Annotated in this window: 21 protein-coding genes and 1 tRNA gene; 2 read left to right on the top strand and 20 right to left on the bottom strand. The window is 56.8% G+C overall.

Going from position 1 to position 17966, the window contains the following annotated elements; all coding sequences use genetic code 11:
- Positions 1-12 precede the first annotated feature (12 nt).
- From cpaB to EOM25_07340, 6 genes are all read right to left on the bottom strand, one after another.
- Positions 13-891 (bottom strand): Flp pilus assembly protein CpaB, encoded by an 879-nt coding sequence (gene cpaB, locus EOM25_07365; protein ID NCC25003.1) that lies wholly within the window; start codon positions 889-891, stop codon positions 13-15.
- Between the two features lie 45 nt (positions 892-936).
- The gene (locus EOM25_07360) at positions 937-1335 is read right to left on the bottom strand and encodes a hypothetical protein (protein NCC25002.1); all 399 of its coding nucleotides are present in this window, start codon (positions 1333-1335) and stop codon (positions 937-939) included.
- A gap of 89 nt (positions 1336-1424) precedes the next feature.
- On the bottom strand, positions 1425-2363 hold the full coding sequence (locus EOM25_07355) for a hypothetical protein (GenBank protein NCC25001.1): 939 nt from the start codon (positions 2361-2363) through the stop codon (positions 1425-1427).
- Entirely contained in the window at positions 2353-2703 is a 351-nt protein-coding gene (locus tag EOM25_07350; GenBank protein ID NCC25000.1) for a hypothetical protein, read from the bottom strand. The genes EOM25_07355 and EOM25_07350 overlap by 11 nt, the downstream gene beginning before the upstream one ends.
- Positions 2704-2789: 86 nt before the next feature.
- Positions 2790-3335 (bottom strand): prepilin peptidase, encoded by a 546-nt coding sequence (locus tag EOM25_07345; protein NCC24999.1) that lies wholly within the window; start codon positions 3333-3335, stop codon positions 2790-2792.
- 27 nt (positions 3336-3362) lie between these two features.
- Positions 3363-3563, bottom strand: coding sequence for a class III signal peptide-containing protein (locus EOM25_07340; GenBank protein NCC24998.1), 201 nt, complete (start codon positions 3561-3563; stop codon positions 3363-3365).
- Between the two features lie 556 nt (positions 3564-4119).
- Here EOM25_07340 and EOM25_07335 point away from each other — a divergent pair.
- Entirely contained in the window at positions 4120-4980 is an 861-nt protein-coding gene (locus EOM25_07335; protein ID NCC24997.1) for a Stp1/IreP family PP2C-type Ser/Thr phosphatase, read from the top strand.
- Positions 4981-4991: 11 nt separating this feature from the next.
- Complete coding sequence (locus EOM25_07330) at positions 4992-5459, top strand: response regulator (GenBank protein NCC24996.1); 468 nt, start codon at positions 4992-4994, stop codon at positions 5457-5459.
- Positions 5460-5505: 46 nt separating this feature from the next.
- Here the strand turns inward: EOM25_07330 and EOM25_07325 are convergent, their stop codons facing one another.
- The 14 genes from EOM25_07325 to frdB form a co-directional block, all read right to left on the bottom strand.
- Entirely contained in the window at positions 5506-6921 is a 1416-nt protein-coding gene (locus EOM25_07325) for a peptidase M48 Ste24p (GenBank protein NCC24995.1), read from the bottom strand.
- 100 nt (positions 6922-7021) lie between these two features.
- Positions 7022-7912, bottom strand: a complete 891-nt coding sequence (nadE, locus tag EOM25_07320; GenBank protein NCC24994.1) for an NAD(+) synthase — start codon at positions 7910-7912, stop codon at positions 7022-7024.
- A 2-nt stretch (positions 7913-7914) separates the two neighbouring features.
- Complete coding sequence (gene rho, locus EOM25_07315; protein ID NCC24993.1) at positions 7915-9165, bottom strand: transcription termination factor Rho; 1251 nt, start codon at positions 9163-9165, stop codon at positions 7915-7917.
- Between the two features lie 351 nt (positions 9166-9516).
- On the bottom strand, positions 9517-10071 hold the full coding sequence (locus EOM25_07310; protein ID NCC24992.1) for a CarD family transcriptional regulator: 555 nt from the start codon (positions 10069-10071) through the stop codon (positions 9517-9519).
- Between the two features lie 122 nt (positions 10072-10193).
- The gene (locus tag EOM25_07305) at positions 10194-10778 is read right to left on the bottom strand and encodes an aminoacyl-tRNA hydrolase (protein ID NCC24991.1); all 585 of its coding nucleotides are present in this window, start codon (positions 10776-10778) and stop codon (positions 10194-10196) included.
- A gap of 120 nt (positions 10779-10898) precedes the next feature.
- Positions 10899-11501 (bottom strand): 50S ribosomal protein L25, encoded by a 603-nt coding sequence (locus EOM25_07300; protein NCC24990.1) that lies wholly within the window; start codon positions 11499-11501, stop codon positions 10899-10901.
- Positions 11502-11543: 42 nt separating this feature from the next.
- Positions 11544-12488 (bottom strand): ribose-phosphate pyrophosphokinase, encoded by a 945-nt coding sequence (locus EOM25_07295; GenBank protein ID NCC24989.1) that lies wholly within the window; start codon positions 12486-12488, stop codon positions 11544-11546.
- A 27-nt stretch (positions 12489-12515) separates the two neighbouring features.
- Positions 12516-12591: transfer RNA gene (locus EOM25_07290), tRNA-Gln, on the bottom strand.
- A 3-nt stretch (positions 12592-12594) separates the two neighbouring features.
- Positions 12595-13458 (bottom strand): 4-(cytidine 5'-diphospho)-2-C-methyl-D-erythritol kinase, encoded by an 864-nt coding sequence (gene ispE / locus EOM25_07285; GenBank protein NCC24988.1) that lies wholly within the window; start codon positions 13456-13458, stop codon positions 12595-12597.
- 51 nt (positions 13459-13509) lie between these two features.
- On the bottom strand, positions 13510-14949 hold the full coding sequence (locus EOM25_07280) for a DegQ family serine endoprotease (protein ID NCC24987.1): 1440 nt from the start codon (positions 14947-14949) through the stop codon (positions 13510-13512).
- A gap of 142 nt (positions 14950-15091) precedes the next feature.
- Positions 15092-16411, bottom strand: a complete 1320-nt coding sequence (locus EOM25_07275; protein NCC24986.1) for a malate dehydrogenase — start codon at positions 16409-16411, stop codon at positions 15092-15094.
- Between the two features lie 34 nt (positions 16412-16445).
- Positions 16446-17003: a Fe-S-containing hydro-lyase gene (locus EOM25_07270; protein NCC24985.1), complete on the bottom strand. Its 558-nt coding sequence runs from the start codon at positions 17001-17003 to the stop codon at positions 16446-16448.
- Positions 17003-17842, bottom strand: coding sequence for a fumarate hydratase (locus EOM25_07265; protein ID NCC24984.1), 840 nt, complete (start codon positions 17840-17842; stop codon positions 17003-17005). Before EOM25_07265 ends, EOM25_07270 begins: the two co-directional genes overlap by 1 nt.
- Positions 17843-17845: 3 nt before the next feature.
- On the bottom strand, positions 17846-17966 hold a 121-nt coding region (gene frdB, locus EOM25_07260; protein NCC24983.1), incomplete at its 5' end, for a fumarate reductase iron-sulfur subunit.

Here is a 17966-nt window from a genome sequence, read left to right as displayed (position 1 = left end):
ATTCGGTTCGACTCATTCCGACATTATTCCAAAGCCTTCCCGACCGCCGCGATACTCACGCCACCGCAGGGGGGAGACACTGACCTGTTCCTGTATGCCCAAGAGTTCCTTCATGTCCGTGGGTTGGACCTTGATCGTGGAACGGTCCTCGAACATGGAGCGCAGTGACAGGGCAATGGTGCCCGTCTCCTGGGCCAGGACGACCTTTTGGATTTGATCGGGCAGGAGGCCCAAAGTGACGTTGGGGCGGTCCTGTTTGCCGGCCATGGCCATGGCCCGCTTGGCAAGGGCCTGGCGATCCCTGTCGTTGCCCGCGGATTGAGCCACGGCCCTGGCTGCTTCGGATTCGATACCCATATTTTGGTCCACGGCCAGGACGAGGACACTCTGCAGAAGCGTGTAGGTGCGCTGGTCGCTCTTGTTGAAGTCGCCGAATTCAAAGGTTCCAATGATGTCTACGAAATCGCCGGGTTTGATCAAGCCGGCCACGGCACCCTGTTCGGTCAGGGCCAGGGTCACGGCTCGCAGTCCTTTGGGAATTTTCACGGCCAGTCCCGTTTCCGCTCCATAGGCCACGAGTTTGGTGCCGAGGACCTGTTCGCCTTGGAGCATGGGGACTATGGTCACCTGATCCACGGCGTCGGCCATGTCGGTCAAGGCCCCGGGCTGGACGAAGCGCCGGGGAATCTGTTCGACGGCGAGCATGGTCTGGTCGAGCCTGGTCAGACGGGGGACGTTCTGGTTGACCATCAGCACCGGGATGGGCTCGGCCAGAAAACCGAGGTCCCGCTCCTTCTGGTGGATGTATTGATAGGTCAAAAGCATTGCCAGCAGGGCCAAGGCCGCCGGGATGAGGATGCCCATCTTGCCGGAAAAAATGTTTCTGGCCACGATATTCTTGCCCCCCTTAGGTTGAAAAAAATGAGCGGGTTGTGGTTACCGCACCAATGTTTTTAAGACCGACATCGGCCGCCGACCTTGCATGCCTTTTGACCAGAGAATGTATCGAAATGCAAAAGCGTATGCACTTTCACCCCGGCCTTGGAAGCTTCCGGCGTAGACTGCCATGGAACGCTGGAGGTCGAAGCTGGCCGGAACCTCGGACGAACCCAGGTGCCCGAGGGTCCATTGCAGGCCCGGCAAGGTTTCCACGCTGGCCCGTTCGGTGACCTCCACCAGTCGGAATTCCGGTGATCCATCCAAATCGTGAGCCTCCCGCAAGGTTTTTCGAAAGGCTTCGTTCAGGGTGACCATGGTCTTGTCGCCCAGCATGAACAGCTGCGCGGTCATCAGGATGAGCAAGACCAGGACGACGAGGGCAAAAATGGTTTCCACCGCGGCCTGTCCGGCACAGGATTTTTCGACCTGTGATGGTCGACTTGCTAAACCACAGAGTTTCCCAAAAAGCATGCCTTCCCTCGCGGTCAATGTTTGAATCCTACGTAGCCAAGAAAGGGAATATGGTCCAATTCCTCTAATGGAACGAACCGGGCGAAGTAGCTGGGGTCGCCGTCCTCGATGCTCCCTCCGGTGGGAATGAGGGCAGAAGCGGCAAAAATTCTGGGGATTTCCACATCGAAGCCCAGAGAGGGCAGGTTGACGAACACCGGCCGGCTTTCCCGGGAGAGGAGAACCACGAAGGAGGTTGTCTCGGCGTTGTCGGCCTTGCGCATGTACGTCTCATTGGATTGCAGGACGTCAACATAGGCGACCGGTACTCCTTTGGCGATCGTAGGCACAAGAGGAAAAGGCCGGAAGGGAATTGGTATGAAGCAAGGCAAAGCCACCGGCAGGGGCACGGTTTGAACATAGGAGCTGATCAGGATGACCTGGCTCGTTTCTCCCAGTTCGGTCAGACCCTGCAAGGGCCAGGGAAGGACGATGGGCGGATCGAATCCTCCGTATTGGTCGTCGTACCAACCCCATGCCTTGTAGGCCGCTCCCATGGAAGCCACTTGATAGGCGACATTGCTCACTTCCATCATCCCCCGGACGATGAACATGAATTTTTTGAAGGTCATTATTTGTTGGCGGATACTTCCGGGGTTGTTGTAGAGAACCAGAAGCCACCGACGAAGATCCTGCTGTAGCCAATAGTATTCCCAGTTCAGGTCGGCCAGCTCGTTCATGCCGGCGGCCTGGACGTTGGCCCCGGACAGGGCGATCATGTCGGCTGCGTTCTGGGTCAGGATCTTGTCGTGGACCAGTTGGCCGACATCGACCATGAAGGCCAGAAAGCAGATGAAAACCATCATGGACAAGGCCAGAAAGACCGTGGTCTGACCGCTTTGACCGGGCAGAAATCGTCTTGGCTTTGGGGCTAAGATGGCCGGGCCGTCTATACCCAAACCTTCAGAGCACATTGTCGCCCTCCATCTCAGGTTCCTCGCCCAGTCTGGTCGTGGCCTCCAGCTCCATTTCACCGCCTTGGCCGTAGATGCCCAGAGTGGGGAAAAGTTCCCGGACCCGGACCTTTATGCGTACTCCGTCTCCAACAGTTTCGATTTTGGTATCTCCGGAGCGGTTGATTATGAGTTTGGATGAGATTTTGACGGCATCCTTCCATCCGTCACCGAATCCGTTGGAGTAGGCTAGGTAGGCCCGGGCTCCCACATGGGAGACGTAGCGGGTCAGAAAGGCCTGGGCCCCGAGAAAGGTGAAACTGAGAAAGGAAAGCATGACGACCATGAGAATGACGATCATCAGCATGAACTCCACGGTCGATTGGCCAGTTTGATTCCGTTTGAAATTATGGTTGCGAAAAAGGATTGTCTTTGGCAACGGCATGGTCATCTGGCCACCAGAAGATTGAAGAACCCGAGCCATTTGGCCCCCAGGGCTCCGCCAGCCAAGCAAACCGCGAAAGGGACTCCGGAGTGAGCGGGTCCGAGATGGTTGGTTTTGTGGATCGGGCCGGGGAGATTCAAAATAAAGCCGAACAGGATATGCCAACATTCCTTGAAAAGATCGCCCAGACGGCCTTGAAAAAATCTGATGGCCAAGGCTACCCCGGCGCCTAGGACAAAGGCGTAGGCAACGGTTTCTAGGACGAACAACATGCCGCCCAAGGATCCGATGGCGGCGGCGAGCTTGACGTCGCCGCCACCCATGATGCCGAAAAGAAATGGTAGGAACAAAAGTCCTCCGCCGACCAAAAGTCCCAGACAACTCGCCCAAAGGTCCGGCCATCCTCCAACAACCATCCCTGATACCAATCCGAAAAGCATACCCGGCAGGACGATTACGTTGAAAACCTTGCCGTATCTGATGTCGGTGTAGACGCTCACGGCCAACGTGAGGGCCAGTAGGCCATGCTGGATCGTCATGCCGGACATGAATTCAACGGGAATGATAGGCAACCTTTACAAATTGCTGTGTCCTTCCTTGCCTGCGCTCAGGACGTCCTTGACTCTGTTGGCCAGGGATATGACCCCTTCCTGGAAGATGGGAATGAATTTGTAGGCCGCGAACAGGATCGCCAGCACGATGACCCCGATGATCAGCATGTACTCAGTGGTTCCCTGACCGCGTTCGTCCTTCCACAATTTTTCGAGCACGCCCATTTTTCGGTCCTCCTTGATGGCCCAATTGATGATACCGACGACTCAACTCCAAACATTTTCAAATATAATGGCACTGTGAGGAAATATGTGTCAAGAGGATCGTGCAGGATTGAGCTGTTGACCCAAGTCGACACCATGGGGTTGCTCTTCCCGGCTGATTCGTTTAGTTCAAATTTTGAAATCCGCGGGCGCACGCGATTTTGATTGGGCAGATCTCATGATGATGGAGTCCCCGGCATGCTAAAAATTTTGAGGAAAATCTCCGATGGTTTCGGTCTGCGTTTTTTATTGAAAGTACACCGCATACCAAAGGACCCAGGAGCGTTGGATGACGATTGTCGTTCGCAGGCGATGCGACAATGGGTCGCGAATGAGTCCGGCCAGACCACAGTGGAGTATCTCCTGACCATTGGAGTCGTTGGCGTAGCCATGGCCGCCGTACTGCTCGGTCAGGAATTGTTCAACGCTTTGAGCGATCTTTTCGATCAATTGGCTACGCTCATCGCTCTGCCCATGCCCTGATGTGCTTTTTTGATTTCAAATCCCGAGCAGAGCTATGCATATCCATTATTTCGGATTGACCGATCAGGGGATGGTTCGCAGCGAGAATCAGGACGCCATTTTTCTTTCGGAGGAAGGCGCAGGCTTTCCCCTTTTTTTTCTGGTTGCCGACGGCATGGGCGGTGCTCAGGGAGGTCGGACGGCAAGCTCCATGGCCACCGCATCGGTTCCGGATGATTTTTTCGCCGGCCTTGGACAAGGAACACCGGAGGAGTCTCTTCGTTGGGCCGTGGATACGGCCAATTCGAAGATCCTGGACCGTTCCCGATCCGACGAGCACCTTCAGGGCATGGGCACCACCCTGGTCGGTCTGGTCATCTTTGAAGGCGGCCGTGCCTTGGTGATCAATATCGGCGACAGTCGGTGCTATCTTGAACGGGGAGGCCAATTGCGCCAGATCAGCCGGGACCACTCTCTGGTTCAGGAGATGGTGCGCACAGGTCAGTTGACCGAGGACGAGGTGCAGACCTGCGGCATGCGCAACGTTCTTTCTCGGGCACTGGGCGTTGAAGATTTGGTGCAAGCCGACCTGTTCGAGATCGAAGCGCTCCAGGACAATGACATTTTTTTGCTGTGTTCCGACGGGTTGCATGGCGCTGTTGCCGACGAGCGGATGCTGGGAGTCCTACAGCGCAACGCAGACCTGCCGCTCAAAGCCCAGCTTCTGGTTCGTGAGGCCAACGAAGCCGGAGGGCCCGACAATATTTCCGTGATTTTGGTTAGGGTTGAAATGGACAAAAACGGGAAAGAAGAACCCCAAGAGACGACCGTCTGCGGTCCGGCTCCAAAGCTTGAGGAGACCACCTTGGTGCGCTCCAGGAAAGCGGGCCTGCTCGGAAGGTTTTTTCGAAGATAGGGACACGACGGATGAATCGGACGGTCGGAGTCCTTCTTGTCGACGACGAGCGGGCATTTGTCGAAGTCTTGGCCAAGCGTCTAGCCTCCAAGGGCTTCGAGGTGGCCTGGGCCGGGAAAGGATCGGAGGCCTTGTCGTTGTTTTCCGCCAAGTCAGGGATTGATGTCGTGGTTCTCGATCTGGCCATGCCGGGCATGGACGGTCTCGAAACCTTAAAGAAAATCAAGGAGATCGACCCGTTGGTCGAGATCATAATGCTGACCGGTCACGCCACGGTCGATTCGGCCGTGGATGCCATAAAGAGGGGGGCCTTCGAGTATCTGATGAAGCCATGTCCCCATCAGGAACTTATGGCCTTGATCATGAAGGCTGTAAACCGAAAACGGGCCCGCGAGGCCAAGATTTTGGACATCACCATGAAGCCGTACCTGCCCGAGGAGGAAAAAAATGCCTTGATCGAGCAGGTTCTTGCCGAATGAAAAGATTTTCGTGTCTTGCGAAATTTTTTGTCTTTTCCGTCAGTATCTAATTCTTTCCGGCCAGAATTTTCTGGCGCTCCTGGTAGAGGTTTTCAAGCTTCTCCAGATCCAGCCGTTCCTCATCCGTTAGCTCCATGTTTTTCATTTCCCGAAGACGTTTACGGACCAGATTGTCTCGAAGGTCGAGCATGTCGGCGTGGGTTAGGTGAAGATAGGCCCGGAAGGTGTTTTTATCCTGACCATAGATGAGCGCGAGATGTCTGTGAGCATCCTTGTGGTGAGGATTGCCCCGAAGGATTCTCTGAAGATATTCGACTGCTTCGGCTCTCTGGCCTCGTTCAGCCAGGATTCGAGCGTAGAAAAATAGGGCCATGGTGTCGGATGGATCGAGGGACACGGCCTTGAGCAGATGTCTGGCCGCCAACCCGGAATCCCCGTATTCGTAGTGAAACCGTCCATATTCCCTCGACAGGACCCTGGAGTCCAGATCCGAGCAGGCCAATGCCCTTTGAAAGGCCTCCTCGGAATCGGTAATACGGTTGAGGCGCGAAAGGGTCATGGCCCGACCAAGGAGGTTGAAGCATGTCGGTGCAGACTGGTCGAAAAAAGCCAAGGCGTTTTGGGGGTTGGAGTAACGGGCCCGAAGCAGGGCCTGGACAAGATACAATCGTGTATTGTCGTCCGCAATTCCGTGCTGATCGCCAGGGAGGCGGTCGATGCGCTGCTCCAGGTAGCCGATCCGTTCATCCACGCCGGGATGGGTGCTCAGGTAGGAGGGGATACTGCTTCCCCCGAGCCAAGCTAGGCGGCGGATTTTCTTGAAGGCCTCGGGAAGCCCCCGGGGATCGAATCCAGCGCCGGTCAGGTAGTTGAAACCGACGTGGTCGGCTTCCCGCTCATGTTCCCGAGAGTATTTGAGAGCCGCGCTTTTGGAGCCGGCTAGAGAGCCGAGCAGAACTGCAGAACCGGCTTGGCCGTCTCCCTGGGTTCCCAGAAAGATTCCGGCCAGCATTCCGGCCAAGGTTCCCAGTCCGATGAGTTTGGACTGCTCGATGCTTCTGGCAATGTGCCGTTCGGTAACGTGTGCGAACTCGTGGGCCATGACCCCGGCTAGTTCGGATTCGGCCTCCACATTCAAGATGAGGCCTGAGAAGATGTAGACGTAGCCGGCCGCAGTGGCAAAGGCATTCATAGCATTGTTGTTGACTACGTTTAGGCGGAAAGGGAAGGGCTGGGGAGGGATTCCCTCGGCGATGCGTCGGCCGAGATCGAGAATGTATCCCGTGATCACCGGATCGTCGATCATATCGAAGTTCATGGCCATGACCAAGGCCAACTGTTCGCCAAGCTTGGCCTCGTCCCGAATGGTGAATTCCCCGAGAAGCGAGGCCTCGATCCGTGCGGGAAGGATGAGAGAAATCGCCAGGATCAGTACGGATGGAATGCAAAGGATGCGCTGCATATCGAGCTTTGGATTTTCGTCGGCGTTGGGGTTATAGCGACGATTCTTGTATCAAAGATATCCCAGGGTGTGAGACCTGGCAAGGAACTTCGGGCTTTGGTTAGGGGAGGGCCGTCAAGGGGTCGAAAATGATCGCTCCGGAGCGCTTGAAACCTGTGGCCTTGAAGCGCTTGATGGGGATCTCTTCTTCCAATGCGTCGAGGTGCGAGCGTTCATTATTGGTGAGGGGCGTCTCTTCAGCTTTGAGCCGGAGGGTAAAGTAGGAATGAAAAAGGTCTTCCAGGGCCGTGAACGAAGGAGCACCCATCTGGTCGAGATCCGAGGTTGAAATACCCAGACCGTCCGTCGGCACGGCCTTGATGGCCGCGCGGAGCGGGGCCGGATTATCAAGCTTGAGGCAGAGTATCTCGGCCAGCTCGTACTCGACGGATTTGGGGATGAGCTGCAGCGGGCTGACATCTCCGACATCGCCGTGCAGGGTCCAGAACCCGGTCAGAAGTTCGTCGAGCTGGTCCGTTGACAGCACGCATCCTTCGAGAAGTTGAGCGGCGTGATACAGAAACGTCATTCGTATCCGGGCCTTGATGTTGCCCTCAGCGGCAGGCGTGCTTCGGTTGAAGATCGTCCACAGACGGGTCGAGATCAGGTAATAGAGATCGGTCAGGTCCTGGGCTGAAGTCCAGGAAGAGGCCGGAGCATAAGCCCGACAGATGGCCTCGGCCCTTGTCCGTTCGTCCGGGCGGTTGGTGGCTATGGGAATAGAGAAGGCTGTAAACGGAATGTCGTGGCGATGAAGAAGGGCGGCGAGGAATCCTGAGTCGATGCCGCCGGAGACGCCTAGTATGTATCGGTTGCGTTTCTGGGATTCAAGATAGGCCCGTAAAAAAGAAGCCATGGCCTCCAGCAGGGCATGTGATGGCTTAAGGTTCAGCAGGTCGAGCCATGCCCGGAAATTATTGTCCGCCGGGCAGATCGTGGCAGGGACTTTCATGCTCAACGGTTCATGATATCCAGGAACTGGGTGTTGTTCTTGGTTCCCCGCATCTTGTCCAAAAGAAATTCCATACCGTCCATGGGGTTCATTGGCGACAGAACTTTGCGCAGAATCCAAACTCGGTTCAGGATGTCCGGGTCGAGCAGTAATTCTTCCTTGCGGGTGCCGGATCGGTTGATGTCGATGGCCGGAAAGGTTCGTTTGTCGGCCAAGTGTCGGTCAAGGTAGATGTCGCAGTTTCCGGTGCCCTTGAACTCCTCGTAGATGACCTCGTCCATTCGGGAGCCTGTGTCGATTAGTGCAGTGGCAACAATGGTCAGACTGCCGCCCTCTTCGATGTTCCGGGCTGCTCCGAAGAATCGCTTCGGGCGTTGGAGAGCGTTAGCGTCAAGGCCTCCGGACAGAACTCGACCCGAAGAGGGGCTGACTGCGTTGTATGCCCGGCCCAGACGGGTGATGCTGTCCAGAAGAATGACTACGTCTCGCTTGCGTTCGACCAGCCGCTTGGCCTTGTCGATGACCATTTCAGCCACCTGTACATGACGCTGAGGCGGTTCATCGAAGGTGGAGCTGATGACCTCAGCATTACGGACGGTCCGCTCCATGTCGGTGACCTCCTCCGGGCGTTCGTCAATGAGCAGGACAATGAGGAAGGCTTCGGGATGGTTGGCGTTGATGGAGTTGGCCAGGGTCTGGAGGAGCATAGTTTTTCCGGTCCTGGGCGGGGCGACGATGACCGCTCGCTGCCCTTTACCGATGGGCGTGAGAAGGTCGATGATCCGAGCCGACAAATTGTCCGACCCGTTCTCCATTTTGTATCTTTCGTTGGGATAGATAGGCGTCAGGTTGTCGAATAGGACGATGTTTTTTGTTTTTTCCGGGGGTTCGAAGCCGATCTCCTTTACCCGAAGCAGGGCAAAATAGCGTTCGCCCTCCTTGGGCGGGCGGATTTGTCCGGAGATAACCTCGCCCGTTCGGAGGCCGAAGCGCCGGATTTGCGAGGGGGATACGTAGATGTCGTCCGGACCGGGCATGTAACTGTACATGGGAGAACGGAGAAAGCCGAACCCGTCGGGCAGAGTTTCCAAGACGCCTTCCCCGGTGATGGCCCCGTTTTGCGATGAGCAAGCCTGCAAGAGGGCAAAAATGAGTTCTTGTTTTCTCAGCCCGCTTGGGTTTTCGATTTTGTATTGGCCGGCAAGCTCCATAAGCTCGGCCATCGACTTCTGTTTTAACTCAGACAAATTCATGCAGGACCTCGATCAACAAAAAGTGTGAAGCATTTAACAATGTACATTGATTATTCGAAACACAGTAAAAACGGATATGAAAATATCCGGTTTCATCTAGCAGAAGTAATTTTTCGGTTCGGATACGATTCTATGAAGAGAGTGCAGTCGTGGTACAGGTTAAAGATTAAGGCTTGAAATCATCGCATGAAACGAGATTTCAGTATCAACGGATTCAATAATGGTCAATGCGTCCCCAGGAGGCGAGAAAACAGCCAATGCGGACGAGACGACTCGTGTCGATTTCAAGGGACATAGATCGACCCGGAAGGGTACGAGGGCCGATACTTGCCAAGACGGTGTTGAAAAATCTCAGGAGGCCTCGGACCCTTGGTCCTCTTCCTCTTCGTCATCTATCGGCTCTTTTTTGGCTTTGAGAATGTCGGCGAACATGGCCTCGATCTCTTCCTTGATGACCTTTTGCTCCTTCTTGAGGGCGAAAGAAATTTCCATGGAGATGAGGTTCATGGCCTGTTCGAGGAGACGCCTTTCACCGAAGGAAAGATCCTTGTCCTTGCCGATGAGGATAAGTTCTTTGAGGACGTAGGCGACATCCTTGAGATCGCTGCTCTTGAGCTTTTCAGAGTATTCGCGGTAGCGGCGGTTCCAATTTTGTCCGGAGTATCCGGTAAAATCCGAGCGATCCTTGATATATTCAAGGATGGTTTTGGCTTTTTTGGCCGAATACACGGCCCGCAGGCCAACGTTTTTGACGTTGGATACGGGTACCAGCAACTTGACGTTGTTGCTGAGGATTTTGACGATGTACATTTCGGCACTGGTCCCGGCAATTTCCTGGACCTCGACATTTTCGACCTTGCCGACACCCTGCGCCGGATACACCACCAAGTCACCTACGGAAAACACTCATACCTCCAAACGGAAGGGGAAGAAACTTATGAGACACTCAGACATTCTTTACACCATTCACGCTGGATAGTCCATGGTTCAGTGAGGGAAGTTTTTATTTCGCAGCCGGGAAAAACGACTCAAGTCAGAGGATGAAATTCTTGCATGGCCGAATCGAGACCATGTCGACAAAAATGGTGGACGGCCCTAGCCGCCAAGTCCAGAAAGGAGGACAAGGATGCCTCCTCGTCCGGGGGAATTTTTGATAAAACATAGTTGGTTACTTCCCATCGGGGAGGTGGCCGATCTATGCCCATCCTCAGTCGGAGAAAATCCCGGGATCCGAGGTAGTGGGCAATGGATTTGAGGCCATTGTGGCCGGCTGTTCCACCTCCCGCCTTGAATCGGAATCTTCCCCAGGGGAGGTCGAGTTCGTCATGCAAGATGAGGACTCGATCAAGAGGCACAGGGTGGCGACGGAGAACTCTGGCTACGGATTCCCCGCTCAGATTCATGTAGGTCTGAGGCTTGACGACCAGCCACGATTTTCCGGTCACGGATTCGTTGACACACCAGATGTGGTGGAGTTCTCCGCGAGACTTGACCGAGGCATCAGGAGCCTCAGAAACTATCCGGTCGGCTAGCATGAATCCCAGGTTGTGGCGGGTTCGTTCATAGCGTTGCCCCGGGTTGCCGAGCCCGAAGATAAGACCGGTCACTGACATGGGACTGTCATGGTGAAAATGGGGGGCGTCGGATTAGATGGAGACTATGAAGTGAGGGGGCCCGTGGCGGGCCCCCTCACCGGGAATAAATCGATCGTTTGGAGCGGCACGGAGCTGTTTTCACTCGGCCGTTTGATCTCCATCCTCGTCCGAAGCCTTGCCTTTCGCCTTGATGGTCAGCACGGCGAAATTGTCGTCGAAGATCACCTGGACCCCGGCGGGCATGGGCAGATCCCTAACGCAGATCTTTTCTCCTCCATCGAGCAGTGTAATGTCGATGGTGATGTTGTCGGGGATGTCCTTGGGCAGGCAGACGATGTCCACTGTGTTCCGATACCATTCGAGCATCCCGCCCTTGACGACGCCCTTGGCCTTGCCGGTGGTCACGACGGGAACGGTCAGAGTGACTTCGCGGTCTGGATCTATGCCGAGAAAATCGACATGTTCGTAGCGGGGCTTGAAGGGATGGCTCTTGACGTCCCAAATCAGGCAAGGCTTGGTCTCGACGGCACCGTCACGGTCGATGAGCAGGGTGACGACCTTGTTGTAACCGGCCTTGGTCAGGACTTTGGTAAAGTTGATAGCCGACATTTTGACCAGGATGTTCTCTCCGTGGGCGTTGTAATAGACGCCGGGTACGAAACCTTGGGCCTTGAGCCGTCGATTCGGACCCTTGCCCTTTTCGGCACGGGTTTCAGCCGTAAGCTGCAGTTCGTTGGACATGGGGTGTATCTCCTTGTGACGTGGATTCCGAAGGGGTCGGTCTCAGTTGAAGAGCACGCTGACCGACGATTCCGAGTGAATATTGTGAATGGCCTTGGCAATCAGGCCTCCGACGCTGATGACCTTGAATTTTTCGGACCTGCGGGCCTGCTCTTTCAGCGGAATGGTGTCGGTGACGATGACTTCCGAAAAGTCCGAGGCCTCAAGTCGTTCAATGGCCTGGCCGGAAAGGATCGGATGGGTGGCGCAGGCGACCACTTTCTTCGCTCCGTTTTCAGCGATGAGTTTGCCCGCTTCGCACATGGTTCCGGCGGTATCGATCATATCATCAAGAACGATGGCCACTTTACCCTCGACATCTCCGATGACCCGCATAGCCTGGGCCTTATTCGGTTCATTGCGGCGTTTGTCAACGATGGCCAGACCGGCTCCAAGGCGTTTGGCGTACGCCCTGGCACGCTCCGTCCCCCCGGCATCTGGGGATACGACGACCAGCTCGGTTCCCAGTTCCCGCATATACTGGAGGAGGATCTGGGCGGCGTAGAGATTGTCCACGGGGATGTTGAAAAAACCCTGGATCTGTCCCGAGTGGAGGTCAACGGTCAGAAGTCGGTCAACGCCGGCCACCGTCATGCAGTCGGCTACCAGCTTGGCGCTGATGGGCACTCTCGGCCCGACTTTTCTATCCTGTCGGGCGTAGCCGTAATAGGGAACCACGGCCGTGACCCTTTCGGCGCTGGCCCGTTTTAAGGCATCAAGCATGAGCAGGAGTTCCATAAGGTTGTCGTTGACCGGTGAACAGGTGGATTGGACAACGAAAACATCGTCGCCCCGGACGTTGTCGCCGACCTCAATACGGATTTCGCCATCGCTGAATCGGCTGACCAGGGTCGGGGTCAACCGGTCTCCAAGATGGTCGCAGATGGCTTCGGCCAGTTGTGGGTTGGCGTTGCCGGAAACGATTTTTAGATTGCCGTGTCCTGGCATGGTTGTGGACCTCATGCTGGTGGAGATTGGCTGGGGCGGAAGGATTCGAACCCTCGAATGACGGGACCAAAACCCGTTGCCTTGCCAGCTTGGCGACGCCCCAGTCTCAGATTCCGTGCGAGTGGTGCGGGAAAGAATGCCGGTTCAAATATTTACGAGCCCGATCCAAACCTCGTTGGTCCTCGAAGAGGCCGAACAGGCAGGATCCGGATCCAGTCATGAGGCATCCGAGGGCTCCGCAGGTCAGGAGCTTGATTTTCAGATGTCGGAGAGCCTTATGTCTCGGAAAGACGACTCTTTCAAAATCGTTGTACAGATATACCCCATTCCTGAAGGGGGACTGTTTAGCTTCAGGGAATGTGCTTGTCAACTCGGGTGATTTCCATGGTTTCTCAACATCGAGGGCGTCCCATGCATGATAGGCCCAAGCCGTGGAAACCGAAAGTGGTGGAAAGATCAGAAGAAGATGCTTGGCCGGAATTCTGAATTCCACCGGCGAAAGTCGGTCTCCAATGCCTTGGGCCCAGGCTGGCCGGTCTTGCAGGAAGAAAGGCACGTCTGCGCCGAGGGTACGGGCCATGGACTGGAGCAGGTTTGTCCCCACAGGGTCGGGTCCGTCCAGATATCGAAGCAGAGCTGCGGCATCGGAACTGCCACCGCCCAGACCCGCTCCCGTGGGGATGCCCTTGGTCAGGCGGATGTGGAGGTTCGGCAGTGCCCGTCCGGTCTTGGCTTGATAGAGAAAGTAGACTCGATTGAGGATGTTGTTCGGACCTTGAAGAAGAGGGTCGCTGCAGGAGATGGTCAAATTTGAAGGACCGGAGCGGGGGGTGATTGCAATCCGGTCGCTGGGAGTTCCCAATGGATAGAACAGAGTGTCGAGGTCATGGTAACCGTCGGGACGTCGGCCGGTGATGCGCAGATAGAGGTTGATTTTGCAACCGGCGACCAGGATTCGATGAGTGTACATTTTTCGGACCGGCCGGGCTCTGATGGGCCCGACCGGTGTTTCGACGTAGGGTCAGTTGCCGTTTTTGGCCAGGGGAACGGTTACAAAGGTGTTTTGGCCACTTCGTTTCAGATACAGCAGAACCACGCCGCTCTCCTCGGCCGCGGCCATGGCTTTCTGCAAGTCTTCGGCGCTGGCCACGGGTTCTTGATTGGCTTCGAGGATGACGTCTCCGGCCTGGACCCCACTGTCCGCGGCCGCCGAGGTCGGATCGACCTCCACGACCAGGAGTCCCTGGCCTGAGTCGAGATTCAAGGCCTTGGCCTCGTCGTCGGTTACGGGCCTGACGGTGAGACCCATGATCGCTGGGCCTTGTTTTTCCGTTGTGGCCAGTTGGGTGGCCGAAACCTTGCCCTGCCGATCATCTAGGACCAAGTCGAGTTTTTGGGGCTTTTCTTTACGCCAGACCTCGATGGTGACCTTGGTTCCAGGCAGGAGACGACCGATCTTCTGGGTCAGGTCGTTGGCGTCGGCAACCTGGGTCCCATCGACGTGGGTGATGACGTCGCCGGGCTTGACCCCAGCCTTGTCGGCCGGGTCGCCGACGGCCACCGAGGCCACCAGTGCCCCGCGGGCTTCCTTGAGTCCCAAGGCCTTGGCGGTGTTCTCGTCCACGTTTTGGATGGTGACCCCAAGCCAGCCCCTCTTGACCTTGCCGTGATCCCGGATCTGCTTGATGACCGTCTTGGCCATGTTACTGGGTATGGCGAAGCCGATGCCCTGCCCACTGGCGATGATGGCCGTGTTGATGCCGATGACCTCGCCGTCCATGTTCACCAGAGGACCGCCGCTGTTGCCGGGGTTGATGGATGCGTCGGTCTGCAGAAAATTGTCGTAAGGCCCGGCTCCGATGGTGCGACCCTTGGCGCTGATGATCCCGGCTGTCACGGTATGGTCGAGTCCAAAGGGGTTCCCAATGGCCAGAACCCATTGACCGACCTTCATGTCGTCGGAATCGCCGAAGTCGATGACCGGCAGGTCCCGTTTGGCCTCAACCTTCAAAAGGGCCAGATCCGTCTCGGGGTCGGTGCCGACGACTTTAGCCGTCAGGGGTTCTTCGCTGCCGTCGGACTTGAGGAGGTTGACGATGACCTCATCGGCCTCGGACACGACGTGGTTGTTGGTCACGATGTATCCGTCCTTTGAGATGATGAAACCTGACCCCAGGGATCTCTGCTTACGGGGCTGCATGCCCCTGTTACTGAAAAAATCTTCGAATTGGTCGAAGAAGTCCCTGAAGGGGCCTTCCTTCTGACCCGGACCGAAAAAGCGAGGAAAGGGCTGACGGGTCGAGACCATTTTGACTGTGCTTATATTGACTACTGCCGGGCCGACATTTTCGGTCAGAGCGGTGAAGTCGGGGAGTTTGGAAAAGGCCGGTACGGGTAGGGCCGAGACGCTGAACAAAAATACAAATAAAAGACAGTATTTTTTCATGAACGAAACCTCCATGTTGAATTGTCGACCGAGGGGTCGGAACGGGAATGGCAAGAGGTAAGAACTTGCAGGAAGGATGTAAAGGAGGGGCTGTGTCAGTTTTGTTGAAAAACCGTCATCGGACCCCAAGGCCCGATGACGGTTGATCATTTTGGCATCAGATATCGAGGTGATAGGTGTCAACGTATTGTGCGATGCGCTGGCGGGACTCGGTGATTCTCCGACGCAAATCAAGCCGGTACTGGTTCAAATCCAAAGTCCGACGGGCCACTCCGGTTTTCATGGCCGCCTCGGCCACGGCCGCGGATTCGAACTCGATCAGCCGCAGGTCCAGGGGCTTGGGAATGATGTAGTCGGGTCCGAAGGTCAGGGTTTTGACCCCATAGGCCTCGAGAACATAGTCCGGAGCCGGCTCCTTGGCCAGAGCGGCCAGAGCCCGGGAGGCGGCGACCTTCATCTCCTCGTTGATGTCCGTGGCCTCGGCGTCCAAAGCGCCTCGGAAGATGAAGGGAAAGCCCAGGACGTTGTTGATCTGGTTGGGGTAGTCGGAGCGCCCGGTTCCCATGATGGCGTCCGGCCGGGCGTCCTTGGCCTCGAAGTATCCGATTTCCGGGTCGGGGTTGGCGCAGGCGAAAATGATGGGTTCCTTGTTCATGGACTTGACCATGTCCGGAGTCACGGCATTGGCCACGGACAGACCCAGGAAGCAGTCCGCGCCCTTCATGGCCTCGCCAAGGGACGAAAATTGCTTTTTGGTGGCGAAGAATTTTTTGTGTTCGTTCAGGTCGGTCCGGCCGGCATGGATGTGGCCACGGGAGTCGAACATGGCGATATTCTCGGGTTGGAAGCCAAGGGCAACATAGAACCTGGTGCAGGCGATGGCCCCGGCCCCGGCCCCGCTGACCACGAGGCGGAGATCCTCGATGCGTTTGCCGGTGATCTCCAAGGCGTTCAGGATACCGGCCCCGGAGATGATGGCCGTGCCGTGCTGGTCGTCGTGAAAAACCGGGATGCCCATCTCTTTTTTGAGGCGTTCCTCGATGTAAAAGCATTCCGGAGCCTTGATGTCCTCGAGGTTGATGCCTCCGAAGGTTGGCTCCATGGCCTTGACGATTTCGCAGAGCTTGTCCGGGTCCTTGACGTCCAGGTTGATGTCGAAGACGTCCACGTCGGCAAAGACCTTGAAGAGGACGCCCTTGCCTTCCATGACCGGCTTGCCGGCGTGTGGACCGATGTTGCCCAGTCCCAGGACGGCCGTGCCGTTGGAGACCACGGCTACGAGGTTGCGTCGTCCGGTGTAGGTGTAGGAGAGGTTCGGGTCGGCGGCGATGGCCCGGCAGGCCTCGGCCACGCCCGGGCTGTAGGCCATGGACAGGTGCTTCTGGGTCTTGCAGGGTTTGATGGGGACGACCTCGATTTTTCCGGGTCGACCCTTGGAATGGTATTCGAGCGCTTCCTGAGGGGTGAAGAGTGCCATGGCGTGTACCTCGATGCTTGCGTGTTGAGTTTGGTTACCGAAGACCGACGGCGGCCAGGTCGGGCTGGGCGTAGAGCTCGCCTCCGTGGCAGTCGTTGATGACCAGAAGCGGGAATTCCTCGACGGTCAGTTCCCGGATGGCCTCGGGACCCAGGTCGTCGAAGGCGATGACCTGGGCCGCCTTGATGCATTGGGACAAAAGAGCCCCGGCCCCGCCGGTGGCCCCGAAATAGACGGCCTTATGTTCCTTGAGGGCTGTTTTGACCGCATCGTTGCGTTTGCCCTTGCCCACGCTGGCCTTGAGACCCAGGCCGTGGAGGCGGGGGGCGTAGGTGTCCATGCGGTAGCTGGTGGTCGGGCCAGCGGCTCCAATGGGTCGCCCCGGAGGGGCCGGGCTGGGCCCGACATAGTAGATGACCGAACCCTGGAGATCGAAGGGAAGTTCCTTTCCCTGGTCCAAGAGGTCGATCAGGCGTTTGTGGGCGGCGTCGCGGGCCGTGTAGATGGTCCCGGTCAGCTTGACCACGTCGCCGACTCGAAGCTGTTCCATGTCCTTGTCCGTCAAGGGCGTCCTGAGCTTGTATTCGGCCATCAGAGCACCACCTCCTTGTGCCGGGCGGAGTGGCATTGGATGTTCACGGCCAGGGGCAGGCTGGCGATATGGCAGGGCTCCATCCTGATCTTGACGTCCAGGCAGGTGGTCTTGCCGCCAAGACCCATGGGCCCGATGCCAAGATTGCAGAGGTCTGCCAGGAGTTCCTTCTCAAGTTTGTCCAGTTCCGGATCGGGATTCACATCGCCGAGCTTGCGGAGCATGGCTTGCTTGGCCAGGAGAGCCGAGCGCTCGAAGGTGCCGCCGATGCCGATGCCCACCACAGTGGGCGGGCAGGGGTTGGGGCCGGCCTCGGCCACCCTCTCCAAAACGAATTTTCTGATTCCTTCCCATCCCTGGGCCGGGGAGAGCATGGTCACCCGGGACATGTTCTCGGATCCGCCGCCCTTGGCCATCATGCTGATCTTCAGTTTGTCGCCATGGACGATGTCCAGATGGACGACGGCCGGGGTATTGTCCTTGGTGTTGGCCCGGGTCAGGGGGTGGCAGGCCGATTTGCGGAGGTATCCTTCAGCGTAGCCCTTGCGGACCCCTTCGTCGATGGCCTCGCGGGGAGTCATGCCCTCGATTCTGACGTCCTGGCCCATTTCGACGAAGAAGACGGCCAGTCCAGTGTCCTGACAAAGGGGCAGGCCGCTGTTTTCGGCCAGTTCATAGTTCTCCTTGAGCTGGCGAAATATCTCCTTGGCAGCAGGGGAATCCTCAAGGGATTCGCAGCGGGCGAAGCAGTCTCGGACATCCTGGGGAAGATACCTGTTGGCGTCGATGCAGAGCTTGGCCACGGCGTCGACGACATCGTTGGCCTGAATGGTTCTCATGGATCACCTCTTTTTGAAGATTTGACGTAGGGCGGTGATACCCATCTTGCGCCGCAAAAAACCCAGCTGGTCCTGGAGGGGCAGGTTCTTGGGGCAGACGTCCTCGCAGGCCAGAAGGCCCATG

It is taken from the genome of Deltaproteobacteria bacterium, assembly GCA_009929795.1.
Taxonomy (GTDB): Bacteria; Desulfobacterota; Desulfovibrionia; order Desulfovibrionales; family Desulfomicrobiaceae; genus RZZR01.
This window is presented reverse-complemented; position numbering and strand designations above follow the sequence as displayed.

Bases quoted from the DNA above. Each gene is read 5' to 3' on its own strand.
- rho (NCC24993.1), bottom strand. From the start codon at position 9,165: ATGAATTTGTCTGAGTTAAAACAGAAGTCGATGGCCGAGCTTATGGAG.
- EOM25_07275 (NCC24986.1), bottom strand. From the start codon at position 16,411: ATGGCACTCTTCACCCCTCAGGAAGCGCTCGAATACCATTCCAAGGGT.
- EOM25_07270 (NCC24985.1), bottom strand. From the start codon at position 17,003: ATGGCCGAATACAAGCTCAGGACGCCCTTGACGGACAAGGACATGGAA.
- EOM25_07350 (NCC25000.1), bottom strand. From the start codon at position 2,703: ATGATCGTCATTCTCATGGTCGTCATGCTTTCCTTTCTCAGTTTCACC.
- EOM25_07325 (NCC24995.1), bottom strand. From the start codon at position 6,921: ATGCAGCGCATCCTTTGCATTCCATCCGTACTGATCCTGGCGATTTCT.
- EOM25_07280 (NCC24987.1), bottom strand. From the start codon at position 14,949: ATGGAGGTTTCGTTCATGAAAAAATACTGTCTTTTATTTGTATTTTTG.
- EOM25_07330 (NCC24996.1), top strand. From the start codon at position 4,992: ATGAATCGGACGGTCGGAGTCCTTCTTGTCGACGACGAGCGGGCATTT.
- EOM25_07265 (NCC24984.1), bottom strand. From the start codon at position 17,842: ATGAGAACCATTCAGGCCAACGATGTCGTCGACGCCGTGGCCAAGCTC.
- ispE (NCC24988.1), bottom strand. From the start codon at position 13,458: ATGTACACTCATCGAATCCTGGTCGCCGGTTGCAAAATCAACCTCTAT.
- EOM25_07355 (NCC25001.1), bottom strand. From the start codon at position 2,363: ATGTGCTCTGAAGGTTTGGGTATAGACGGCCCGGCCATCTTAGCCCCA.
- EOM25_07295 (NCC24989.1), bottom strand. From the start codon at position 12,488: ATGCCAGGACACGGCAATCTAAAAATCGTTTCCGGCAACGCCAACCCA.
- EOM25_07345 (NCC24999.1), bottom strand. From the start codon at position 3,335: ATGTCCGGCATGACGATCCAGCATGGCCTACTGGCCCTCACGTTGGCC.
- EOM25_07305 (NCC24991.1), bottom strand. From the start codon at position 10,778: ATGTCAGTGACCGGTCTTATCTTCGGGCTCGGCAACCCGGGGCAACGC.
- EOM25_07340 (NCC24998.1), bottom strand. From the start codon at position 3,563: ATGGGCGTGCTCGAAAAATTGTGGAAGGACGAACGCGGTCAGGGAACC.
- EOM25_07300 (NCC24990.1), bottom strand. From the start codon at position 11,501: ATGTCCAACGAACTGCAGCTTACGGCTGAAACCCGTGCCGAAAAGGGC.
- nadE (NCC24994.1), bottom strand. From the start codon at position 7,912: ATGAAAGTCCCTGCCACGATCTGCCCGGCGGACAATAATTTCCGGGCA.
- EOM25_07335 (NCC24997.1), top strand. From the start codon at position 4,120: ATGCATATCCATTATTTCGGATTGACCGATCAGGGGATGGTTCGCAGC.